Source organism: Micromonospora sp. NPDC126480, from assembly GCF_040302465.1.
GTDB lineage: Bacteria > Actinomycetota > Actinomycetes > Mycobacteriales > Micromonosporaceae > Micromonospora.
Window position 1 is genome coordinate 1 of record NZ_JBEORU010000040.1, and the last position, 17,471, is coordinate 17,471.

Here is a 17,471-nt window from a genome sequence, read left to right on the forward strand (position 1 = left end):
CTGCGGTCACGCCATGTACAACGACCCGGCCCACCCACCCATTCCGCCGCCAGGGTGGCGCCGACCACCCGACACCCGGCCCCAAACCGGACACCACGCCCAGCCCGGCCACCCGAGAACCACACACCCGCCTCAACCGGAGATCGACTCGGCAGTCGGGACATCGGGGTCTCGACGCACGGCGACACCCGGACACGCCGGTACCGGAGTCCAGTCGAGCGCCAGCCAGCGGGCACCGCCGGCTCCGCGGCCGTGTTGCGCCGTCAGCCGGAGGTGGTCGTGCTCCCGGCGGTGTCGGCCTCCGTACGCGGGGCGGGAACCGCGGCTGGCGACGCTGGCCAGGGGATCTCCGGGGCGCGGTGGAACCGGATGCCCGCCGCCGTCCAGCGCGGCCCGTGCCCGGCGAGGCGCTCGCGGAACGCGGCCCAGTTGTGCGTGGCCCGTGGCGACCAGCCCAGCTCCGCGATGGCGGGCAGCCGCGGCAGGAGCAGGTACTCGATGTCCGCCAGCGACGTGACCGACTCGGTCCAGAGCGGGGCCTCCACACCGAGCACCGCCTCCGCCGGCACGTCCGTCACGTGCGTCCCGGGGTCCCAGTCGTACGCCCGCCGCACGTCGATCAGGCCGGCCCAGTCGTGCCCGATCGGGGTGTCCGGGGCGTACTTCATGTCCAGGTACGCGTGGTTGCCGGGGGAGAGGATCAGCCGCGCACCCCGGCGGACCGCGTCCGCGGTCACCGGATCCGCGCCGTCGGTGCCCCACCACTGCAGCACGCGCCCGTCGGTGTGGGCGGCCGGGGCCAGCTGGTGCCAACCCACCACGCGCTTACCGAGCCCGGCGACGATCCGCTGCACCCGCTCGACGAAACCGGTGTACGCGGCCCCCTTCACCTTGAACGCCTCGTCACCGCCCACGTGCAGCCACGGGCCCGGGGTGCGGGCGGCGACCTCCCCGAGCACGTCGGTGACGAAGTCGTACGTCCGCTCGTTGGCCGGGTCGACGTAGCTGAAGCCGACCTCGGTGCCGGTGTACGGCGGCGGTGCGACGCCGTCCGGGGCCAGTTCCGGGTACGCGGTGAGCGCGGCGTTGGTGTGCCCGGGCAGGTCGATCTCCGGTACGACGGTGATGTGCCGGTCGGCCGCGTACGCGACGATCCGCCGGTAGTCGTCCGGGGTGTACCAGCCGCCGGGGCTCCCGCCGACCGCCGTGGTCCCGCCGACCGTGGTCAGCCGGGGCCAGGAGTCCACCGCGATCCGCCAGCCCTGGTCGTCGGTGAGGTGCAGGTGCAGGTGGTTGAGTTTGTACCGGGCGAGGTGGTCGATGACCCGCAGCACGTCCTCGACCCCGAAGAAGTGGCGGGCGACGTCGAGCATGGCGCCCCGGTACGCGAAGCGCGGGCGGTCGGTGATCGACCCGCCGGGCAGCGTCCAGCGGCTGGTGACCGGTGCGGTGCTTTCGATTTCGGCGGGGAAGAGCTGCCGCAGCGTCTGCGTGCCGTGGTGGAGCCCGGCCGGGGTGGCGGCGCCGATCCGGATCCCGGCGGGCGTGACGTCGAGCCGGTAGCCCTCGGGGCCGAGCGCCGGGTCGTCGTCGAGCACGAGCGCGATGCCCCCGGCGGGTTCGGGCCGGGCCGCGTCGACGACCGGCAACGGGTACCCGGTTGCCGGCCGGAGCAGCTCGGCGAGCAGCTCGGCGACGGCCCGCGCGGCGGGATCGGCGCTGACCCGGATCGCCGCGTCCGCCGGCAGGGTGAAGTCGTCGTCGGGTTCCGGGAGGACCTGCTCGGGGGCGGGCACCACGGCACCCAGCCGGACCGGCGCGGGCGCCAGTCGGGTGCCGGCCGCCAGGGCGGCCAGCCGCGCCAGCTCGCCGGCCGCCGGCTCGTCCGCCGCGAGGGCGGCCGCGGGCTCGTCCGCCGGAACAGCCGTGGCCGGCTCGGCGGCCGCCGGGGCCGCTGCGCCCACGGACGCGACCTGCTCAGGTGCGGGTGACGTGCCGGGCCGGGACTCCGGCTGGTGGGGAGTGGCGGTGGGCGACACGGGTACGGCTCCGAGGGGTGTATTCGCGGCGGTTATGGCAAAAGTCAGGTTCAGCGAATTCCGGTGCGCCAAGAGTACGGGGGGTCGGGCAATTGCGTGATCGTGCGCATGGAAGCGTTCCCAAAAACCGGTGCGAACGCGGATAGTCGTGATAGCTGTGCCTATTGTCACCGAACGGTCCCAGGCCACTCGATGTTCGCTTAACCTTCGCCCACCGATCGGCATGTGCCCAGGGATTACCGGTGGTCGGCCCCGGGGTATGTGGCAGCTGAACCTTCGTTAAGTGTCAATCCGGCGCGCGTGGGAGGCTCTGGTGGCAGCGCAAGAGACGGTCGATCACAAGTACGTCTACGACTTCGCCGAGGGCAACAAGGACCAGAAGGACCTGCTCGGGGGCAAGGGCGCCAATCTGGCCGAGATGACCAACATCGGCCTGCCGGTGCCGCCCGGTTTCACGATCACGACGGAGGCGTGCAAGGCGTACCTCACCACGGGTGCGGAGCCGGCCGGACTCGCCGAGCAGATCAGCGCTCACCTCGGTGGGCTGGAACGGGCGATGGGCCGCAAGCTCGGCGACCCGCGGGACCCGCTGCTGGTCTCGGTACGCTCGGGCGCCAAGTTCTCGATGCCCGGCATGATGGAGACCGTCCTCAACGTCGGCCTCAACGACGACAGCGTGGTCGGCCTCAGCGCGCAGGCCGGCGGCAACGACCGGTTCGCCTGGGACTCCTACCGTCGGCTGATCCAGATGTTCGGCAAGACCGTCTGCGACGTGCCGGGTGAGGAGTTCGAGCACGCCCTGGACGAGGCCAAGCGCGCCAAGGGCACCACCAACGACCTGGACCTGGACGCGGACGACCTGCGCGCCCTGGTGGACGCGTACAAGAAGATCTTCAGCAAGCACACCGGACGGGAGTTCCCGCAGGACCCGCGCGAGCAGCTCGACCTCGCGATCAAGGCGGTCTTCGAGTCGTGGAACGCCGAGCGGGCGATCATCTACCGCCGGCAGGAGCGGATCCCGGCCGACCTGGGCACCGCGGTGAACGTGGTGACCATGGTCTTCGGCAACCTCGGGCCGGACTCCGGCACCGGCGTCGCCTTCACCCGCGACCCGGCCAGCGGCGCCCAGGGCATCTACGGTGACTACCTGGCCAACGCCCAGGGCGAGGACGTGGTCGCCGGCATCCGCAACACGGTGCCGCTGCAGGAGCTGGAGCGGATCGACAAGAAGTCCTACGACGAGCTGCTCGACTACATGGCCCGCCTGGAGGGGCACTACAAGGACCTCTGCGACATCGAGTTCACCATCGAGCGCGGCAAGCTCTGGATGCTCCAGACCCGGGTCGGCAAGCGCACCGCCGCGGCGGCGTTCGTCATCGCCGGGCAGCTCGTCGACGAGGGCCTGATCGACCTGGACGAGGCGCTGCACCGGGTCAACGGCGCCCAGCTCGCGCAGCTGATGTTCCCGCGCTTCAAGCTGGACCACGAGTTCACCCCGGTCGCCAAGGGCATCGGCGCGTCGCCGGGCGCGGCCGTCGGCAAGGTCGTCTTCACCTCCGCCCGGGCCGTGGAGCTGGCCGGTGAGGGCGAGGCGGTGATCCTGGTCCGCCGGGAGACCAACCCCGACGACCTCAACGGGATGATCGCCGCGCAGGGCATCCTCACCTCGCGTGGCGGCAAGACCAGCCACGCCGCCGTGGTCGCCCGCGGCATGGGCAAGACCTGTGTCTCCGGCGCCGACGAGCTCGACGTCAACATCCCGGCGAAGAAGTTCACCGTGGCCGGGCGGGCCGTCAACGAGGGCGACGTCATCTCCATCGACGGCACCACCGGCAAGGTCTACCTGGGCGAGGTGCCGGTCATGCCGTCGGAGGTGGTGCAGTACTTCGAGGGCGAGCTGGACCCGGAGCAGACCGACGACGCGCTGGTGAAGGCCGTACACCGGATCATGACGCACGCCGACGCCCGACGGCGGCTGGCGGTGCGGACGAACGCCGACACCGGCGCGGACGCCGCGCGCGCGCGGCGGTTCGGCGCCCAGGGCATCGGCCTGTGCCGCACCGAGCACATGTTCCTCGGCGAACGCCGCGAGCTGGTCGAGCGGCTGATCCTCTCGGCCACCGACGCCGAACGGCAGGACGCGCTCGCCGCGCTGCTGCCGCTGCAGCGGGAGGACTTCATCGAGATCTTCCGCGAGATGGACGGCCTGCCGGTGACCGTGCGGCTGATCGACCCGCCGCTGCACGAGTTCCTGCCTCCGCTGGAGCAGCTGGCGGTGAACGTGGCCGTCGCGCAGGAGCGCGGCGAGGACGTGGCCAAGGAGGAGGCGCTGCTCGCCGCGGTCCGGCGGATGCACGAGGAGAACCCGATGCTCGGCCTCCGCGGCGTCCGGCTCGGCCTGGTCATCCCCGGCCTGTTCGCCATGCAGGTACGCGCGATCGCCGAGGCCGCCGTCGCGGTCACCCGGGGCGGCGGGTCGGCCGGTCCGGAGATCATGGTCCCGCTGGTCGGCGCGGTGCAGGAACTGGAGACGGTACGCGCCGAGGCCGAGAAGATCATCGCCGAGGTGGTCGGGGACAGCGGCGTCGAGGTGCTGATCGGCACGATGATCGAGGTGCCCCGGGCGGCGCTGACCGCCGGCCAGATCGCCGAGGCGGCACAGTTCTTCTCCTTCGGCACGAACGACCTGACCCAGATGGGCTGGGGCTTCTCCCGGGACGACGTGGAGGGTGCCTTCTTCTGGCGCTACCTGGAGCTGGGCATCTTCGGCATCTCGCCGTTCGAGTCGATCGACCGGGAGGGCGTGGGCCGGTTGGTGCGCATCGCCGCCGAGGAGGGCCGCGCGGCCCGGCCGGAGTTGAAGCTCGGTGTCTGCGGCGAGCACGGCGGTGACCCGGATTCCGTGCACTTCTTCCACGAGGTGGGCCTGGACTACGTCTCCTGCTCGCCGTTCCGCGTGCCGGTCGCCCGGCTCGAGGCGGGTCGCGCGGCGGTGGAGACCACCGGCTCGGACAGCCGCTGACGGCGGAGGTGCGGCGGCGGACCCGAGCGGGCCCGCCGCCGCTGCCGTTTCAGCGGATCGGCGGGCGGCGCCAGGTGGTGCGGTGGGCCGTCCGGCGCGGCAGCGTGGTCGTCGGCGCGTGGTACGCCGGCGGCGCGGCCGGCTCAAGCGTCGTGGGCCGGGGCCGGGCGTCCAGTGCGGAGCCGGCCCGGTCGGCCACCGCCCGCGCCTCGGCGTGCAGCCCTTCCAGGTCGTCGGTGCTGTCGGCGACAAGTGTGAGCAGCGCGTCCCGGCCGGCCTGGTAGGTGACGACCGTGCCGGTCGCGGTGCGGACCACCGCTTCCCGGAACGCGCCCCGGCGCGCGGTGGCCGCCACCCGGCTCGCCACCCCGTAGCCGGCCGCCGCGAGCGCCGCGAGGTGGAGCGCGTCCGTGCCGGGCAGGTCGCTGCCGATGACCATGCCGTCGGTGCCGGACAACACCGCGCCGGCCACCTCCGGACGGCGCCGTCGCAGGCGCAGCAACTCCGAATCCACGATCGTGTCGACGTTCACGAGTATCCTCTCCGTACGGTGACCGTGCGCATCGGGAACGTTACCGCCGGCCCGCCGCAACCCGCGACCCCGGTGACCGTCCGCGATCGTCCGGCAACTCCTGTCTGAACGGGGGTTGCGGCCGGCTCCGCGGGCCGTCGCAGGCGCGCCGCCGGGCGTGTTCGGGCGTAATCTGTCGGGATGAGCAGCGCCTGGGAGAGCCTGACCGTCGATGCCCGTGATCCGTCGCGGCTGGCCCACTGGTGGGCCGAGGCGCTGGGTTACCAGGTCGTGACGGAGAAGCCGGACGAGGTGGAGATCCGGCAGGCGCCCGACCGGTTGCCCGGCATCGTCTTCGTGCCGGTGACCGGCGGCAAGGAGGGCAAGAACCGGTTGCACATCGACCTGCGCCCGGAGGACCAGGAGGCGGAGGTCGAGCGGCTGGTGGACATGGGCGCCCGGCACGTGGACGTCGGCCAGGGCGACGTCGGGTGGACGGTGCTGGCGGACCCGGAGGGCAACGAGTTCTGCGTCCTGCGGCAGCGTTCCGGGTGAGCCGACCGGATCCGGACGAGCGGCGGTGGGTGGACGAGCCCCCGAAGGACAGCGGGTACGGCCGGTCGGCGTACGAACGGGACCGGGCCCGGGTGCTGCACTCGGCGGCGTTCCGGCGGCTCGCCGCGAAGACCCAGGTGCACACGGCCGGGACCGACGACTTCCTCCGGACCCGGTTGACGCACTCCCTGGAGGTCGCCCAGATCGCCCGGGAGATGGGTGCGCGGCTCGGTTGCGACCCGGACGTGGTGGACACCGCCGGCCTCGCCCACGACCTGGGGCACCCGCCGTTCGGGCACAATGGCGAGGACGCGCTGGACGCCCTCGCCGCGCCGTGCGGCGGCTTCGAGGGCAACGCGCAGACGCTGCGCGTGCTGACCCGGCTGGAGGCAAAGGTCATCGGGCCGGACGGGGCCTCCGCCGGGCTGAATCTCACCCGGGCCGCGTTGGACGCGGTCAGCAAGTACCCGTGGCCCCGCCGGCCGGGTGAGCGGAAGTTCGGCGTGTACGCCGACGACCGCCCCGTCTTCGACTGGCTCCGGGCCGGCGCACCGGACCGTCGGCGCTGCCTGGAGGCGCAGGTGATGGACTGGGCCGACGACGTCGCGTACTCGGTGCACGACGTGGAGGACGGCATCCACGGCGGTTACCTGACGCTTCGCCCGCTGCTTGTGGACGCGGACGAGCGGGCGGCCCTCTGCGCCGACGTGGCCGCGACGTACTCGGGCGAGTCACCGGCGGACCTCGCGGAGGTGCTGGTGGACCTGCTGGCCGACCCGGTGCTCGCGCCGCTGGCCGGGTACGACGGCAGCCACCGGGCGCAGGCGGCCCTGAAGGCGACCACAAGCGTGCTGACCGGGCGGTTCGTGTCGGCGGCCGTGGCGGCCACCCAGGACGGCTTCGGGCCGGGCCCGCACCGCCGGTACGCCGCCGACCTGGTCGTGCCGCGCGCGGTCCGCGCCCGGTGCGCGCTTTTGAAGGGCATCGCCCTGCGGTACGTGATGCGCCGCCCCGGCTCCGCGGAGCGCTACGAGCGGCAGCGGCGGATCCTCGCCGAACTGGTCGCCGCCCTGACCGACCGGGCGCCGGAGGCGCTGGACGCCGTCTTCGCCCCGCTGTGGCGGTCGGCGGCCGACGACGTGGCCCGGCTGCGGGTGGTCGTCGACCAGGTCGCGTCGCTGACCGACCCGGGGGCGGTGGACTGGCACGCCCGTCTGGTCGGGGCCACCCCGGCGGTGGGCGGAGTCCGCAACTTAGGCTAGCCTAACCAGCATGACGGAGCGCCCGAGGACTGTCACATCCGCGCGGGTCGTCCGGACCGGGCGACCCACCCCGCACGTCGTGCGGCTGGTGCTCGGCGGCGACGAGTTGGCCGGCCTGCCGGTGGGCGAGTTCACCGACCACTACATCAAGATCGTCTTCCCGGTGCCGGGCGTGGCGTACCCCGAGCCGATGGACCTGGCGGCGATCCGTCGGGACCTGCCGCCCGCACACTGGCCGCGGCTGCGCGCGTACACCGTGCGGGCCTTCGATCCGCGCGCCGGCGAGCTGACCGTCGACGTCGTGCACCACGGTGACGAGGGGCTGGCCGGGCCGTGGGCGGCCGCGCTGCGCCCCGGCGACCCGGTGCGCTTCGTCGGCCCGGGCGGGGCGTACGCCCCGAGCCCGGAGGCGGACTGGCACCTGCTGGTCGGCGACGAGAGCGCGCTGCCGGCGATCGCCGCCGCGCTCGAACGGCTGCCGGTCGGCGCGCCGGCCACCGTCGTCGTCGAGACCAGTGGCCCCGCCGAGGAGCAGCCCCTGCCCAGCCCCGGCGACGTGAAGCTGACCTGGCTGCACCGCGGCGACCGGCCGGTCGGGGAGGCGCTCGTGGCGGCCGTCCGGGCCCTGGACTTCCCGGCCGGGGACGTGCAGGCCTTCGTCCATGGCGAGGCGACCTTCGTCAAGGAACTGCGCCGGCTGCTGCGCGTCGAGCGGGCCATCCCCCGCGAGCGCCTCTCCATCTCCGGCTACTGGCGGCGCGGCATGGACGACGAGGGCTGGCGGGCCAGCAAGCCGGACTGGAACCGCCAGGTCGAGGTCGAGGAGGCGACCGCCCTCACCGCCTGACCTCACCGCCCCCGCCGGCCGCCGGTCCCGAGGCGGACGGTCCGGTCGGTCGATTTCGACCGTGCGTGGCCGGCCCGACCAGCAGGATGGGCAGGGGGTGGCCATGGGCGAGCAGGTGCAGGGGCGGAGCGCGGCCGGCAGCGTGGACCGGGTCGTGCTGACGCTCGCCGTGGCGGGCGTCCTCGCCGTGGTGGCCTGGGGCGTCCTCGCCCGGGAGTCGCTGGCCGCCGTCGGTGAGTCGGGGCTGGCCTGGGCCATCGACACGTTCGGCTGGTTCTTCGTGGTCGCGGCCGACGCCTTCCTGGTGCTCGCCGTGGTGCTGGCGCTGTCCCGGTTCGGCGCGATCCGGCTGGGCGCCGACTCCGACCAGCCCGAGTTCAGCACGCTGGCCTGGGTCGCCATGATGTTCAGCGCCGGCATGGGCATCGGTCTGGTGTTCTTCGCCGTCGCGGAGCCGATCCAGCACTACGCGACCCCGCCACCGGCCGCCGGCGTGGAACCGCAGACCGGTGCCGCCGCCTCGGCCGCCATGCAGTTCACCCTGTTCCACTGGACGCTGCACCCGTGGGCGATCTATGCGGTGGTCGCGCTCGCGTTGGCCTACTCGACGTTCCGCAAGGGGCGGGAGAACCGGATCTCGGCCGCGTTCCAGCCGTTGCTCGGTGCGCACGCGGACGGCCCGGCGGGCCGGGTGATCGACCTGTTGGCGGTCTTCGCCACCGTCTTCGGCTCGGCGACCAGCCTCGGTCTGGGTGCGCTCCAGATCGCCGCCGGCCTGGACCTGGTCGCCGGGGTGCCCGACACCACAACGGTGGAACTGGTGGTGATCGGCGCGCTGACCCTGGCCTTCGTCGTCTCGGCCTTCTCCGGGCTGCACCGGGGCATCAAGTGGCTGTCCACCACGAACGTCGTGCTGGCGGTGCTGCTGATGCTGTTCGTCTTCGTGGTCGGGCCGACGGTCTACACGCTGGAGGTGCTGCCCGCCTCGGTCGGCGACTACCTCAGCAACCTGATCTTCATGTCGACCCGTACCGGGGCCTTCTCCGACCCGGCCTGGCTGGGCTCGTGGACGATCTTCTACTGGGCGTGGTGGATCTCCTGGGCGCCGTTCGTCGGCACCTTCATCGCCCGCATCTCCCGGGGACGTACGGTGCGGCAGTTCCTGGTCGGCGTGCTGCTGGTGCCCAGCGGGGCCAGCGCGATCTGGTTCGCGGTGATGGGCGGCAGCGCGCTGCGTACGCAGGCCACCGGCACCCGCGACCTGGTGGCCGACGCGACGGCCGGCACCGAGCGGGCCCTGTTCGGGCTGCTCGAGGCGCTGCCGCTGGCCGTGCTGACCAGCTGGCTGGCCATGCTGCTGGTGGCGCTGTACTTCGTCACCAGCGCGGACTCCGCCTCGCTGGTGCTCGGTTCGCTCACCGCGCGGGGCGCGTTGCGTCCGCACCGGGTGCTCGTGGTCACCTGGGGTGTGCTGATCGGCGCGACCGCGGCGGTGCTGCTGCTCGCCGGCGGCCTGGACGCGCTCCAGCAGGCCACGATCATGGTCGCGCTGCCGTTCGTGGTGGTGATGCTCGGCCTGGCCGCCGCGCTGGTCAAGGAGTTGTCGCAGGATCCGGCGGTCCGCCCGGCAGCGCCCGGCAAGCGGTACGGGCTGGCCGCCGCGGTCCGGGCCGCCCGCTCGTACCAGGAGGAGGATCCGCCGCCGGTCACCCGTTATCTGCGCCGCCGGCCCCGCTGAGCCGGCCGCGGCCCGCGCCACCGCACGTCCCCCCGCCGCCGCAACGTCGGTCGGGCAGGGCAGGATGTAGGCCGAGGAGGTGGCGGCCATGGCGGGGCGGATCCGGGACGAGGACATCGCGCTGGTCCGCGAGCGCACCTCGATCGCGGACATCATCTCCGAGACGGTCACCCTGCGGTCCGCGGGCGGCGGCAACCTGAAGGGCCTCTGCCCGTTCCACGACGAGAAGAGCCCGTCGTTCAACGTCTCGCCCGCCCGCAACGTCTGGTACTGCTTCGGCTGCGGCGCCGGCGGCGACGCGATCAAGTTCCTGATGGACGCCGAGCACCTCAGCTTCGTCGAGGCCGTCGAGCGGCTGGCCGCCCGCGCCGGCCTTCAACTGCGGTACGTGGAGAGCGACCAAGCCGCGCCGCGCTCCCGCCCGCAGCAGGGGCAGAAGCAGCGGCTGGTCGCCGCGCACGCCGCCGCCGTCGAGTTCTACCGGGCGCAGCTCACCACGTCCGGGGCCCGGCCGGCCCGCGAGTTCCTGGCCCGGCGCGGCTTCGACCGGGCCGCCGCCGAGCGGTACGGCTGCGGCTTCGCCCCCGACGGGTGGGACCTGCTCACGAAGCACCTGCGCCAGCAGGGCTTCACCCACGACGAGCTGGTCACCGCCGGGTTGTCCCGGCCGGCCCGCTCGGGCAGCCTCATCGACCGGTTCCGGCGCCGGCTGCTCTGGCCCATCCGTGACCTGACCGGCGACGTCATCGGCTTCGGGGCCCGGAAGCTCTTCGACGACGACGACGGCCCGAAGTACCTGAACACACCCGAGACGCCGATCTACAAGAAGTCGCACGTCCTCTACGGCATCGACCAGGCCAAGCGGGAGATCGCCAAGCAGGGCAAGGTGGTCGTGGTCGAGGGCTACACCGACGTGATGGCCTGTCACCTCGCCGGGGTGCCGACCGCCGTGGCGACCTGCGGCACCGCGTTCGGCGCCGACCACATCGGCGTGCTGCGCCGGCTGCTGCTCGACACCGACGCGGTCGCCGGGGAGATCATCTTCACCTTCGACGGGGACGCGGCCGGGCAGAAGGCGGCGCTGCGCGCCTTCGACGACGACCAGCGCTTCGTCGGGCGTACGTTCATCGCGGTCAGCCCCGACAACATGGACCCGTGCGAGCTGCGCCTCGCCAAGGGCGACCTCGCGGTACGCGATCTGGTCGCCCGCCGCGAGCCGCTCGTCGACTTCGCGCTGCGGCACGTGATCAGCCGGTACGACCTGGACACCGTCGACGGCCGGGTGGAGGCGATGCGCCGGGCGGCGCCACTGGTCGCCAAGATCAAGGATCGGGAGAAGCGCCCCGAGTACGTCCGCAAGCTCGCCGGTGACCTCGGAATGGAGATCGAGCCGGTGCAGCGGGCCGTGCTGGCCGCCGCCCACGCCCCGGCCTCCGGCCGCGGGCCCGATGCCGCGCCGCGTCCCGCTCCGGCCGAGGCGCAGGTGGACAGCCCGCAGTCGATGGTCGAGCGGGAGGCGTTGAAGCTGGCCCTGCAGGTGCCCGTGCTCGCCGGGCCGATGTTCGACGCCGTCGAGGCGTCGGAGTACCGCCACCCGGTGCACGTCGCGGTCCGGGCGGCGGTGGCCGCGGCCGGCGGGGTGACGGCGGCCACCGGGGGCGCGGTGTGGATCGAGTCGGTCCGCGACGCCTGCGACGACCTGGCCGCCAAGGCGCTCGTCGGCGAACTGGCGGTCGAGCCGCTGCGCATCGACGGCGAGCCGGATCCCCGCTACGTCTCGGTGACGATGGCCCGCTTGCAGTGGGGGTCGGTGACCGGCCGCATCCGGGACCTGAAGTCGAAGATCCAGCGGATCAACCCGGTCAGCAACAAGGACGAGTACTTCGCCGCCTTCGGCGAGCTGCTGTCGCTCGAGCAGCATGCCCGGGCGTTGCGCGAACAGGCCGCGGGAGGGCTGTAGAGGATGGCACTGTTCCGCCGCCGGCCGAAGCTGCCGGCCGCCGACCGCCCGCCGCTCGCCGCCGACGAGCGGGTCCTCGCCTGGGCCGCCGCCGGCAACGGCGAGGGCGACGGCGTGCTGGTCGCCACCAACCTCGGCCTCTGGCTGCCGGGCCGGGCGCACCGCCTCGGCTGGCACGACATCCTCAAGGCGGTCTGGTCCGGCCGCGAGCTGACCGTCACACCCGCCGAGCAGGTCGCCGAGCGCGACGGCTACCTGGTGGTCGCCGATCGCCCGGCGGAGACGTACCTGCTGCTCGACCCGGGTGACCTGCCGCACCAGGTACGGGCCCGGGTCACCCGTTCGGTGGCGTACACCCAAATCCACCCGGTGCCCGGCGGAGCGGGCCGCGTGGTCGGCCGGCGGGTGGCCGGGGTCGACGGTCTGACCTGGACGGTCCGGTTCGACCCGGGCACCCCCGCCGACGACGCGGAGGTGCTGGCCGAGGCCGACCGGCTGGTGGCGGCGGCCCGCGCCGCGACCGCCCCGGACGCGACCGACTGACCGGCGCTCGCCCCGTGCCGCCGGCAGGGGGCCTTGACCGCCCGGGCGGCGGTAACTCGGTGGGGAGTGTCGGAGCCCGCCGGTAGGGTCGGCCCGTGACCACAGCGCAACCACTCATCCAGGCACGGGGGCTGGTGAAGCGGTTCGGCGACTTCACGGCCGTCAACGGCATCGACGTGGAGGTCCGCGCCGGTGAGGCGTTCGGCTTCCTCGGGCCCAACGGCGCCGGCAAGTCGTCCACCATGCGCATGGTGGGCTGCATCTCGCCGCCCAGTGGCGGGGAGCTACGCATCCTCGGCATGGATCCGGTCCGCGACGGGCCCGCCATCCGGGCCCGCCTCGGCGTCTGCCCCCAGCTCGACAACCTCGACCCGGAGCTGACCGTCCGGGAGAACCTGACGACGTACGCGCGCTACTTCGGCATCCCCCGCCGGGTGGCCCGGGCGCGCGCCGCCGAGCTGCTCGACTTCGTGCAGCTCGCCGAGCGGGCCGACAGCAAGGTCGAGCCGCTCTCCGGCGGCATGAAGCGCCGGCTCACGATCGCCCGCGCGCTTGTCAACGAGCCGGACATCGTCCTGCTCGACGAGCCGACCACCGGGCTGGACCCTCAGGCCCGGCACCTGGTGTGGGAGCGGCTGTTCCGGCTCAAGCAGCAGGGCGTCACGCTGGTGCTCACCACGCACTACATGGACGAGGCCGAGCAGCTCTGCGACCGCCTGGTGGTGATGGACGGCGGGCGGATCGTCGCCGAGGGGTCGCCCCGGGCGCTCATCGAGCAGCACTCCACCCGCGAGGTGGTCGAGCTGCGTTTCGCGACCGAGTCGCAGGAGACGTTCGCCGGCAAGCTCGACGGGCTGGGGGAGCGGGTCGAGGTGCTGCCCGACCGCATCCTGCTCTACGTCGCGGACGGGGACGCGGCCGTGGCCGAGGTCGCCGGGCTCGGCCTGCACCCGGTCAACGTGCTGGTCCGGCGCAGCAGCTTGGAGGACGTGTTCCTGCACCTCACCGGCCGCACCCTGGTGGACTGACGTCGGGTTCTCGTTCACGCCGGGCGTTGTAGCAGGGGCCTTCCGCACACATCGCCGTGCGGCGCGGGCGTCAACCGGCGAGGAGCAGTCCGAGGCCGGCCAGCAGGGCGAAACCGAACAGCGCGGCGAGGGTCACGGCGTGGCGGCGGGCGCCGGGACCGCCGACGAGCCGCAGGGCGAGGGCGAGCGGGCCGATGGGTTGCATGGCGTGTGAATCCTTCCGGTGGACGACGGCGATCCGCGCGGCGGCGACGGTGGTCCCCACCGCGAGGCGCAGGGGTGAGAGGTCGAGTTCGGCGGCGCCCTGCACGTCGGCCCGCCACTGTTCGAGGAAGCGGGCGCGGTGCGGGCTGGGCAGCAGCGCGGCGGCGCAGCGGACCAGGGCCAGTGCGACGGCCAGCCGGTTCATCAGGCCTCCCGGGGCCGGACGGACCGGACAGCGGCGGCCCGAGTGGCCGCCCGGGCGCACACCCGCTGCGCTTCCCGGGCACCGTCGGCGGTCAGCTCGTACATGCGTCGTCGGGGTCCGCGCCGATCCGTCTCCTCCCACGAGGACGTGACCCAGCCGTGCCGCTCCAGGCGTTCCAACAGCGGGTAGACGCTGCCGGACGGACGCCCGGTCATCTTGATGATCTCCAGGCCCCAGCGTGGTCGCCCCCCGTCGAGCAGGACGCGCAGCACGTCGACGGTGGCGCCACCGATCCGTCCGAGCGGCTCCATGGCTCTACCCTACCTATGTAGATTAAGGCTGTCCAGATCTGTCCGGGCCGCCGTCGCTCCGGGCCCGGGCCCAGGTCAGGAAGCGGTCGTGCAGGTTCGCCGGCACCGTCGGGCCGTTCAGGTCGGTTAGATCGGTCATGGCTTCGGCAAGCAGCGCGCCGAGGTAGATCAGCAGCCCGGTCCGGTTCTCGCGGTACTCGCCGAGCAGCGTCAGCCGGGCCGGCGAGCACGGCCAGGCGGCGCCGCACACCCGGCAACGCCAGGACGGGCGCGCCGCGAGGTGCGGGCGGTACCGCGGCATCAGCGCGGGTCCTCCGGGCCGCCCGACCACCAGCCGCCGTTCGCCCGCCACTCCTGGGCATGGGTCAGCCGCCCGGGGCAGCCCGGTCGGTTCAGGGGAAAGGCCCGCGTCGGGGCGGTCGCCCAGGTGGGGCGGTCCGGGCCACCGGTGCAGCCCAGTTCGGTCGGGGCGCTCGCCCACGTCGGGCGTTCGTTCGGCGTACGTCGGGGAAGCGGTGGCGCCGGGAACGGCGTGGGCGGTGCCGGGCGTGGGCAGCGCCAGAACCTGAGTCGCATTGGAACCCTCCGTCGAGGTGGGAGGGGAGCGCCCCGGAGCTGTCGGGCCGGGGCGCTCCCGGCCTGGTTCCGCCCGCCGTCGAGATCCCGTGAGCGGTTCCGCTGCGTGACAGTCTGTTGCGACCACGACTACGGTGTGGAGGTCCCGCGCGCCGACGAGCTGCGCGTACGGCAACCGGCCCGAGGATGTACGGAGGCTGTCCGTGGACCGATCGTCCATGCTGGACCACTTCGCCGAGGAGCTGCGGCTGGCCCGGGCCGCCGGCGGCATGTCGCAAACCGCGCTGGCCGAGGCGCTGAGCTACTCGGGCGCGCTGGTGGCCAAGGTGGAGACCTGCGAGCGCCGGCCGAGCCTCGACTTTGCGCGCCGGTGCGACGCGGTGCTCGGGGCCGGCGGGCGGTTCGAGCGCATCCAGCGGCGGCTCAGCCGGGAGACGGTGGTGCCGTGGTTCCGTGACTGGGCCGGGATCGAGCAGGAGGCGTCGGCGCTGCGCTGGTTTGAGCCGCTGTATGTGCCCGGGCTGCTCCAGACCGAGGGGTACGCCCGCGCGATCCTGGCCGGCGCCGGGCTGTTCGGGGCGGAGGAGATCGACCAGCAGGTGGCCGCCCGGGTCGACCGGCAGGCCGTGCTCACCCGCGACCGGCCGCCACTGCTCAGCGTGGTGGTCGACGAGCACGTGCTGCGCCGGGGCGTGGGCGGGCCGGAGGTGATGCGGGAGCAGGTGCGGCACCTGGTGAAGCTGGGTTCGACGCTGCCCCGGGTCCGGATCCAGGTCGTGCCGCTGTCGGCGGGGGCGTACGCCGGGCTCGACGGACCCTTCGTCATCGCCACCACGCCGTCCGGTGAGGACGTGGTCTACCTGGACGGGCAGCGGCACGGGCAGGTGATCGACCGCGGCGACTACGTGCGGCAGATGGTCGAGGTTTGGGAGTCGGTCCGGGGTGAGGCACTATCGCAGCAGCAGTCCCTGGACCTGATGGCGGAAGTGGCGGAGACATGGACCTGAGCGGCGCCCGGTGGCGCAAGAGCACCCGCAGCAACGGCAGCGGCGGCGCCTGCGTGGAGGTCGCCGACAACCTCCCCGGCGTGGTGGCCGTACGCGACTCCAAGGACCCGGGCGGGCCGGTGCTGACCTTCGGGCCGGCGGCCTGGCGGGCGTTCGTCGCGCGTACCTCCGGGTGGCGGTAGCGGGCGGTTGCCGCGTCGATCCACAGCCGGGCCCCGGCGATCGCCCACGGGCCCGTCGGTCACCCGCCCGGACCTGTCGGGGTGGGCGTGAACCCCGTGACGGCCGGGTCCGGCCCACGGAGCCCGGGCCGGATGAGCCTGCTAGCGGCCCGGACCGAACAGCGGGTCGCTGGTGGGCGACCCGCCACCCCCGGCGACGGCGGCCTCCAGTCGCGCGAGCCGGGCCTTGATCTGATCCAGCTCCGCGGACACGGTGTCCGCGCGGCCGACCGGCGTACCGGCGTCGGACGCCCCGCCCGCGACGCCGAGCTGGGCGCGCAGGGACGCCACCTCCTCCGTCAGCGCCGCGATGGTGCGTTCCACGGCGTCGAGGAAGGTGTCGACCTCCTCCTCGTCGTATCCCCGCTTGCCCAGCGGCGGCTTCCTGAACGCGACATTGTGGACGTCGGCCGGCGTGAGGTGGGGCATGGCACTACTCCCGTGCGCGGTGGAGGGGAGGCCGATGGTACGTCAGCCGCGCCCGCCGCTGCGGGTCGGACGTACCGAGCGCCGCGTTAAGAAGGGGCCCTTCTTCTACCGGAGGCGTTAATAAGGGGCCCTTCCTTCCGTCCGGGCCGTAGGGTGGGCGCGGCTGTCGTACCGGTGCGGTAGGAAGGGCCGGTGGACGGGGGGAGCAGCATGACGCAAGTGGCACGGGATCGTGCCCGGCCGGCCCTGCTCAGGGTGCCGGCGCTCGGTGTGTTGGAGTACTACCTGGTGGGCTACCGGCGCACCTGGCGGGCGGGGGTCTTCTCGTCGTTCCTGCTGCCGACCCTGACCGTGCTCGGTTTCGGGGTGGGCGTCGGGGCGTACATCGACCAGGGCGTCGGCGGCGTGTCGTACCTGGAGTGGATCGTCGGTGGCCTGGCCGCCTCGACGGCGCTGCAGGTGACGATCGCCGAGTCCACCTGGCCGGTCTTCGGCAACCTGCAGTGGACCAAGATCTACTTCGCGCAGAGCGCGGCGCCGCTGCGGGTGGGCGACATCCTCGGCGGCCACCTGACCTTCGTCCTGTTCCGGGTGCTCACCTCGATCACGGCGTTCATCCTGGTGACCGGCCTGCTGGGGGCGTTGCGGTCGCCCTGGGCGGTGCTGACGCTGCCGGTGGCGGCGCTGCTCGCCCTGGCCGTCGCCACGCCCACGATCGCGTACGCGGCGTCGGTCGACACGGACAGTTGGCTCGCGATGCTGTTCCGGTTCGCGGTGATCCCGATGACACTCTTCGCCGGGGTGTTCTTCCCGGTCGAGTCCCTGCCGGTCGGGCTGCGCTGGTTGGCGTACGCCACGCCGTTGTGGCACGCGGTCGACCTGAGCCGGGCGGCGACGCTCGGGGTCGCGCCCCAGTGGTCGGTCGCCGGCCACCTGCTCTACCTCACCGTCTGGGCCGTCGGCGGCTGGCTGCTCGCCCGCCGCGCCTTCGGCCGCAAGCTCGTCGTCTAGGG

At 73.4% G+C, this 17,471-nt stretch carries 17 protein-coding genes; 11 read left to right on the plus strand and 6 right to left on the minus strand.

Going from position 1 to position 17,471, the window contains the following annotated elements; all coding sequences use genetic code 11:
- Positions 1-263: 263 nt before the first annotated feature.
- A complete protein-coding gene (locus tag ABTW87_RS27405; RefSeq protein WP_502891657.1) occupies positions 264-2,039 on the minus strand; it encodes a beta-N-acetylhexosaminidase in 1,776 nt (591 codons plus the stop codon).
- A gap of 313 nt (positions 2,040-2,352) precedes the next feature.
- Here ABTW87_RS27405 and ppdK point away from each other — a divergent pair, with 313 nt between their 5' ends.
- Complete coding sequence (ppdK, locus tag ABTW87_RS27410; RefSeq protein ID WP_350654005.1) at positions 2,353-5,061, plus strand: pyruvate, phosphate dikinase; 2,709 nt, start codon at positions 2,353-2,355, stop codon at positions 5,059-5,061.
- A 49-nt stretch (positions 5,062-5,110) separates the two neighbouring features.
- Here the strand turns inward: ppdK and ABTW87_RS27415 are convergent, their stop codons facing one another.
- Positions 5,111-5,593: a roadblock/LC7 domain-containing protein gene (locus ABTW87_RS27415; protein WP_350654007.1), complete on the minus strand. Its 483-nt coding sequence runs from the start codon at positions 5,591-5,593 to the stop codon at positions 5,111-5,113.
- A 180-nt stretch (positions 5,594-5,773) separates the two neighbouring features.
- On the opposite strand from ABTW87_RS27415, the gene ABTW87_RS27420 reads away from it, so the two are divergent.
- The 7 genes from ABTW87_RS27420 (at position 5,774) to ABTW87_RS27450 (ending at position 13,505) form a co-directional block, all read left to right on the plus strand.
- Positions 5,774-6,127 (plus strand): VOC family protein, encoded by a 354-nt coding sequence (locus tag ABTW87_RS27420; protein ID WP_350654008.1) that lies wholly within the window; start codon positions 5,774-5,776, stop codon positions 6,125-6,127.
- Positions 6,124-7,389 (plus strand): deoxyguanosinetriphosphate triphosphohydrolase, encoded by a 1,266-nt coding sequence (locus tag ABTW87_RS27425; RefSeq protein ID WP_350654009.1) that lies wholly within the window; start codon positions 6,124-6,126, stop codon positions 7,387-7,389. The genes ABTW87_RS27420 and ABTW87_RS27425 overlap by 4 nt, the downstream gene beginning before the upstream one ends.
- A gap of 10 nt (positions 7,390-7,399) precedes the next feature.
- Entirely contained in the window at positions 7,400-8,236 is an 837-nt protein-coding gene (locus ABTW87_RS27430; protein ID WP_350654010.1) for a siderophore-interacting protein, read from the plus strand.
- 103 nt (positions 8,237-8,339) lie between these two features.
- Positions 8,340-9,974, plus strand: a complete 1,635-nt coding sequence (locus ABTW87_RS27435) for a BCCT family transporter (protein WP_350654011.1) — start codon at positions 8,340-8,342, stop codon at positions 9,972-9,974.
- An 88-nt stretch (positions 9,975-10,062) separates the two neighbouring features.
- Positions 10,063-11,934, plus strand: coding sequence for a DNA primase (gene dnaG / locus ABTW87_RS27440; RefSeq protein ID WP_350654012.1), 1,872 nt, complete (start codon positions 10,063-10,065; stop codon positions 11,932-11,934).
- 3 nt (positions 11,935-11,937) lie between these two features.
- Positions 11,938-12,477, plus strand: coding sequence for an SRPBCC family protein (locus tag ABTW87_RS27445; protein ID WP_350654013.1), 540 nt, complete (start codon positions 11,938-11,940; stop codon positions 12,475-12,477).
- A gap of 95 nt (positions 12,478-12,572) precedes the next feature.
- Positions 12,573-13,505: an ABC transporter ATP-binding protein gene (locus ABTW87_RS27450; protein WP_350654014.1), complete on the plus strand. Its 933-nt coding sequence runs from the start codon at positions 12,573-12,575 to the stop codon at positions 13,503-13,505.
- A 70-nt stretch (positions 13,506-13,575) separates the two neighbouring features.
- Here ABTW87_RS27450 and ABTW87_RS27455 read toward each other — a convergent pair whose 3' ends face one another.
- From ABTW87_RS27455 to ABTW87_RS27465, 3 genes are read right to left on the minus strand one after another with little or no spacing between them, the layout of a single operon-like run.
- Positions 13,576-13,914, minus strand: a complete 339-nt coding sequence (locus ABTW87_RS27455) for a hypothetical protein (RefSeq protein WP_350654015.1) — start codon at positions 13,912-13,914, stop codon at positions 13,576-13,578.
- Positions 13,914-14,225 (minus strand): PadR family transcriptional regulator, encoded by a 312-nt coding sequence (locus ABTW87_RS27460; protein WP_350654017.1) that lies wholly within the window; start codon positions 14,223-14,225, stop codon positions 13,914-13,916. The genes ABTW87_RS27455 and ABTW87_RS27460 overlap by 1 nt, the downstream gene beginning before the upstream one ends.
- A gap of 22 nt (positions 14,226-14,247) precedes the next feature.
- The gene (locus tag ABTW87_RS27465) at positions 14,248-14,526 is read right to left on the minus strand and encodes a flavin reductase (protein ID WP_350654019.1); all 279 of its coding nucleotides are present in this window, start codon (positions 14,524-14,526) and stop codon (positions 14,248-14,250) included.
- A gap of 478 nt (positions 14,527-15,004) precedes the next feature.
- On the opposite strand from ABTW87_RS27465, the gene ABTW87_RS27470 reads away from it, so the two are divergent.
- Both ABTW87_RS27470 and ABTW87_RS27475 read left to right on the plus strand, forming a co-directional pair.
- Entirely contained in the window at positions 15,005-15,808 is an 804-nt protein-coding gene (locus tag ABTW87_RS27470; protein ID WP_350654020.1) for a helix-turn-helix domain-containing protein, read from the plus strand.
- Positions 15,799-15,990, plus strand: coding sequence for a DUF397 domain-containing protein (locus ABTW87_RS27475; RefSeq protein WP_350654022.1), 192 nt, complete (start codon positions 15,799-15,801; stop codon positions 15,988-15,990). Before ABTW87_RS27470 ends, ABTW87_RS27475 begins: the two co-directional genes overlap by 10 nt.
- A 141-nt stretch (positions 15,991-16,131) precedes the next feature.
- Here the strand turns inward: ABTW87_RS27475 and ABTW87_RS27480 are convergent, their stop codons facing one another.
- Positions 16,132-16,458, minus strand: coding sequence for a DivIVA domain-containing protein (locus ABTW87_RS27480; RefSeq protein ID WP_350654024.1), 327 nt, complete (start codon positions 16,456-16,458; stop codon positions 16,132-16,134).
- Positions 16,459-16,668: 210 nt separating this feature from the next.
- Between ABTW87_RS27480 and ABTW87_RS27485 the strand changes: the two genes are divergently transcribed.
- A complete protein-coding gene (locus tag ABTW87_RS27485) occupies positions 16,669-17,469 on the plus strand; it encodes an ABC transporter permease (RefSeq protein WP_350654026.1) in 801 nt (266 codons plus the stop codon).
- Positions 17,470-17,471: the final 2 nt, after the last annotated feature.

What these genes read in the sequence shown, in the direction of transcription:
- ABTW87_RS27435 (WP_350654011.1), top strand. Translation starts at nt 8,340, where the DNA reads ATGGGCGAGCAGGTGCAGGGGCGGAGCGCGGCCGGCAGCGTGGACCGG.
- ABTW87_RS27445 (WP_350654013.1), top strand. Translation starts at nt 11,938, where the DNA reads ATGGCACTGTTCCGCCGCCGGCCGAAGCTGCCGGCCGCCGACCGCCCG.
- ABTW87_RS27475 (WP_350654022.1), top strand. Translation starts at nt 15,799, where the DNA reads ATGGACCTGAGCGGCGCCCGGTGGCGCAAGAGCACCCGCAGCAACGGC.
- ABTW87_RS27465 (WP_350654019.1), bottom strand. Translation starts at nt 14,526, where the DNA reads ATGCCGCGGTACCGCCCGCACCTCGCGGCGCGCCCGTCCTGGCGTTGC.
- ABTW87_RS27455 (WP_350654015.1), bottom strand. Translation starts at nt 13,914, where the DNA reads ATGAACCGGCTGGCCGTCGCACTGGCCCTGGTCCGCTGCGCCGCCGCG.
- ABTW87_RS27420 (WP_350654008.1), top strand. Translation starts at nt 5,774, where the DNA reads ATGAGCAGCGCCTGGGAGAGCCTGACCGTCGATGCCCGTGATCCGTCG.
- ABTW87_RS27485 (WP_350654026.1), top strand. Translation starts at nt 16,669, where the DNA reads ATGACGCAAGTGGCACGGGATCGTGCCCGGCCGGCCCTGCTCAGGGTG.
- ABTW87_RS27430 (WP_350654010.1), top strand. Translation starts at nt 7,400, where the DNA reads ATGACGGAGCGCCCGAGGACTGTCACATCCGCGCGGGTCGTCCGGACC.
- ABTW87_RS27460 (WP_350654017.1), bottom strand. Translation starts at nt 14,225, where the DNA reads ATGGAGCCGCTCGGACGGATCGGTGGCGCCACCGTCGACGTGCTGCGC.
- dnaG (WP_350654012.1), top strand. Translation starts at nt 10,063, where the DNA reads ATGGCGGGGCGGATCCGGGACGAGGACATCGCGCTGGTCCGCGAGCGC.
- ABTW87_RS27480 (WP_350654024.1), bottom strand. Translation starts at nt 16,458, where the DNA reads ATGCCCCACCTCACGCCGGCCGACGTCCACAATGTCGCGTTCAGGAAG.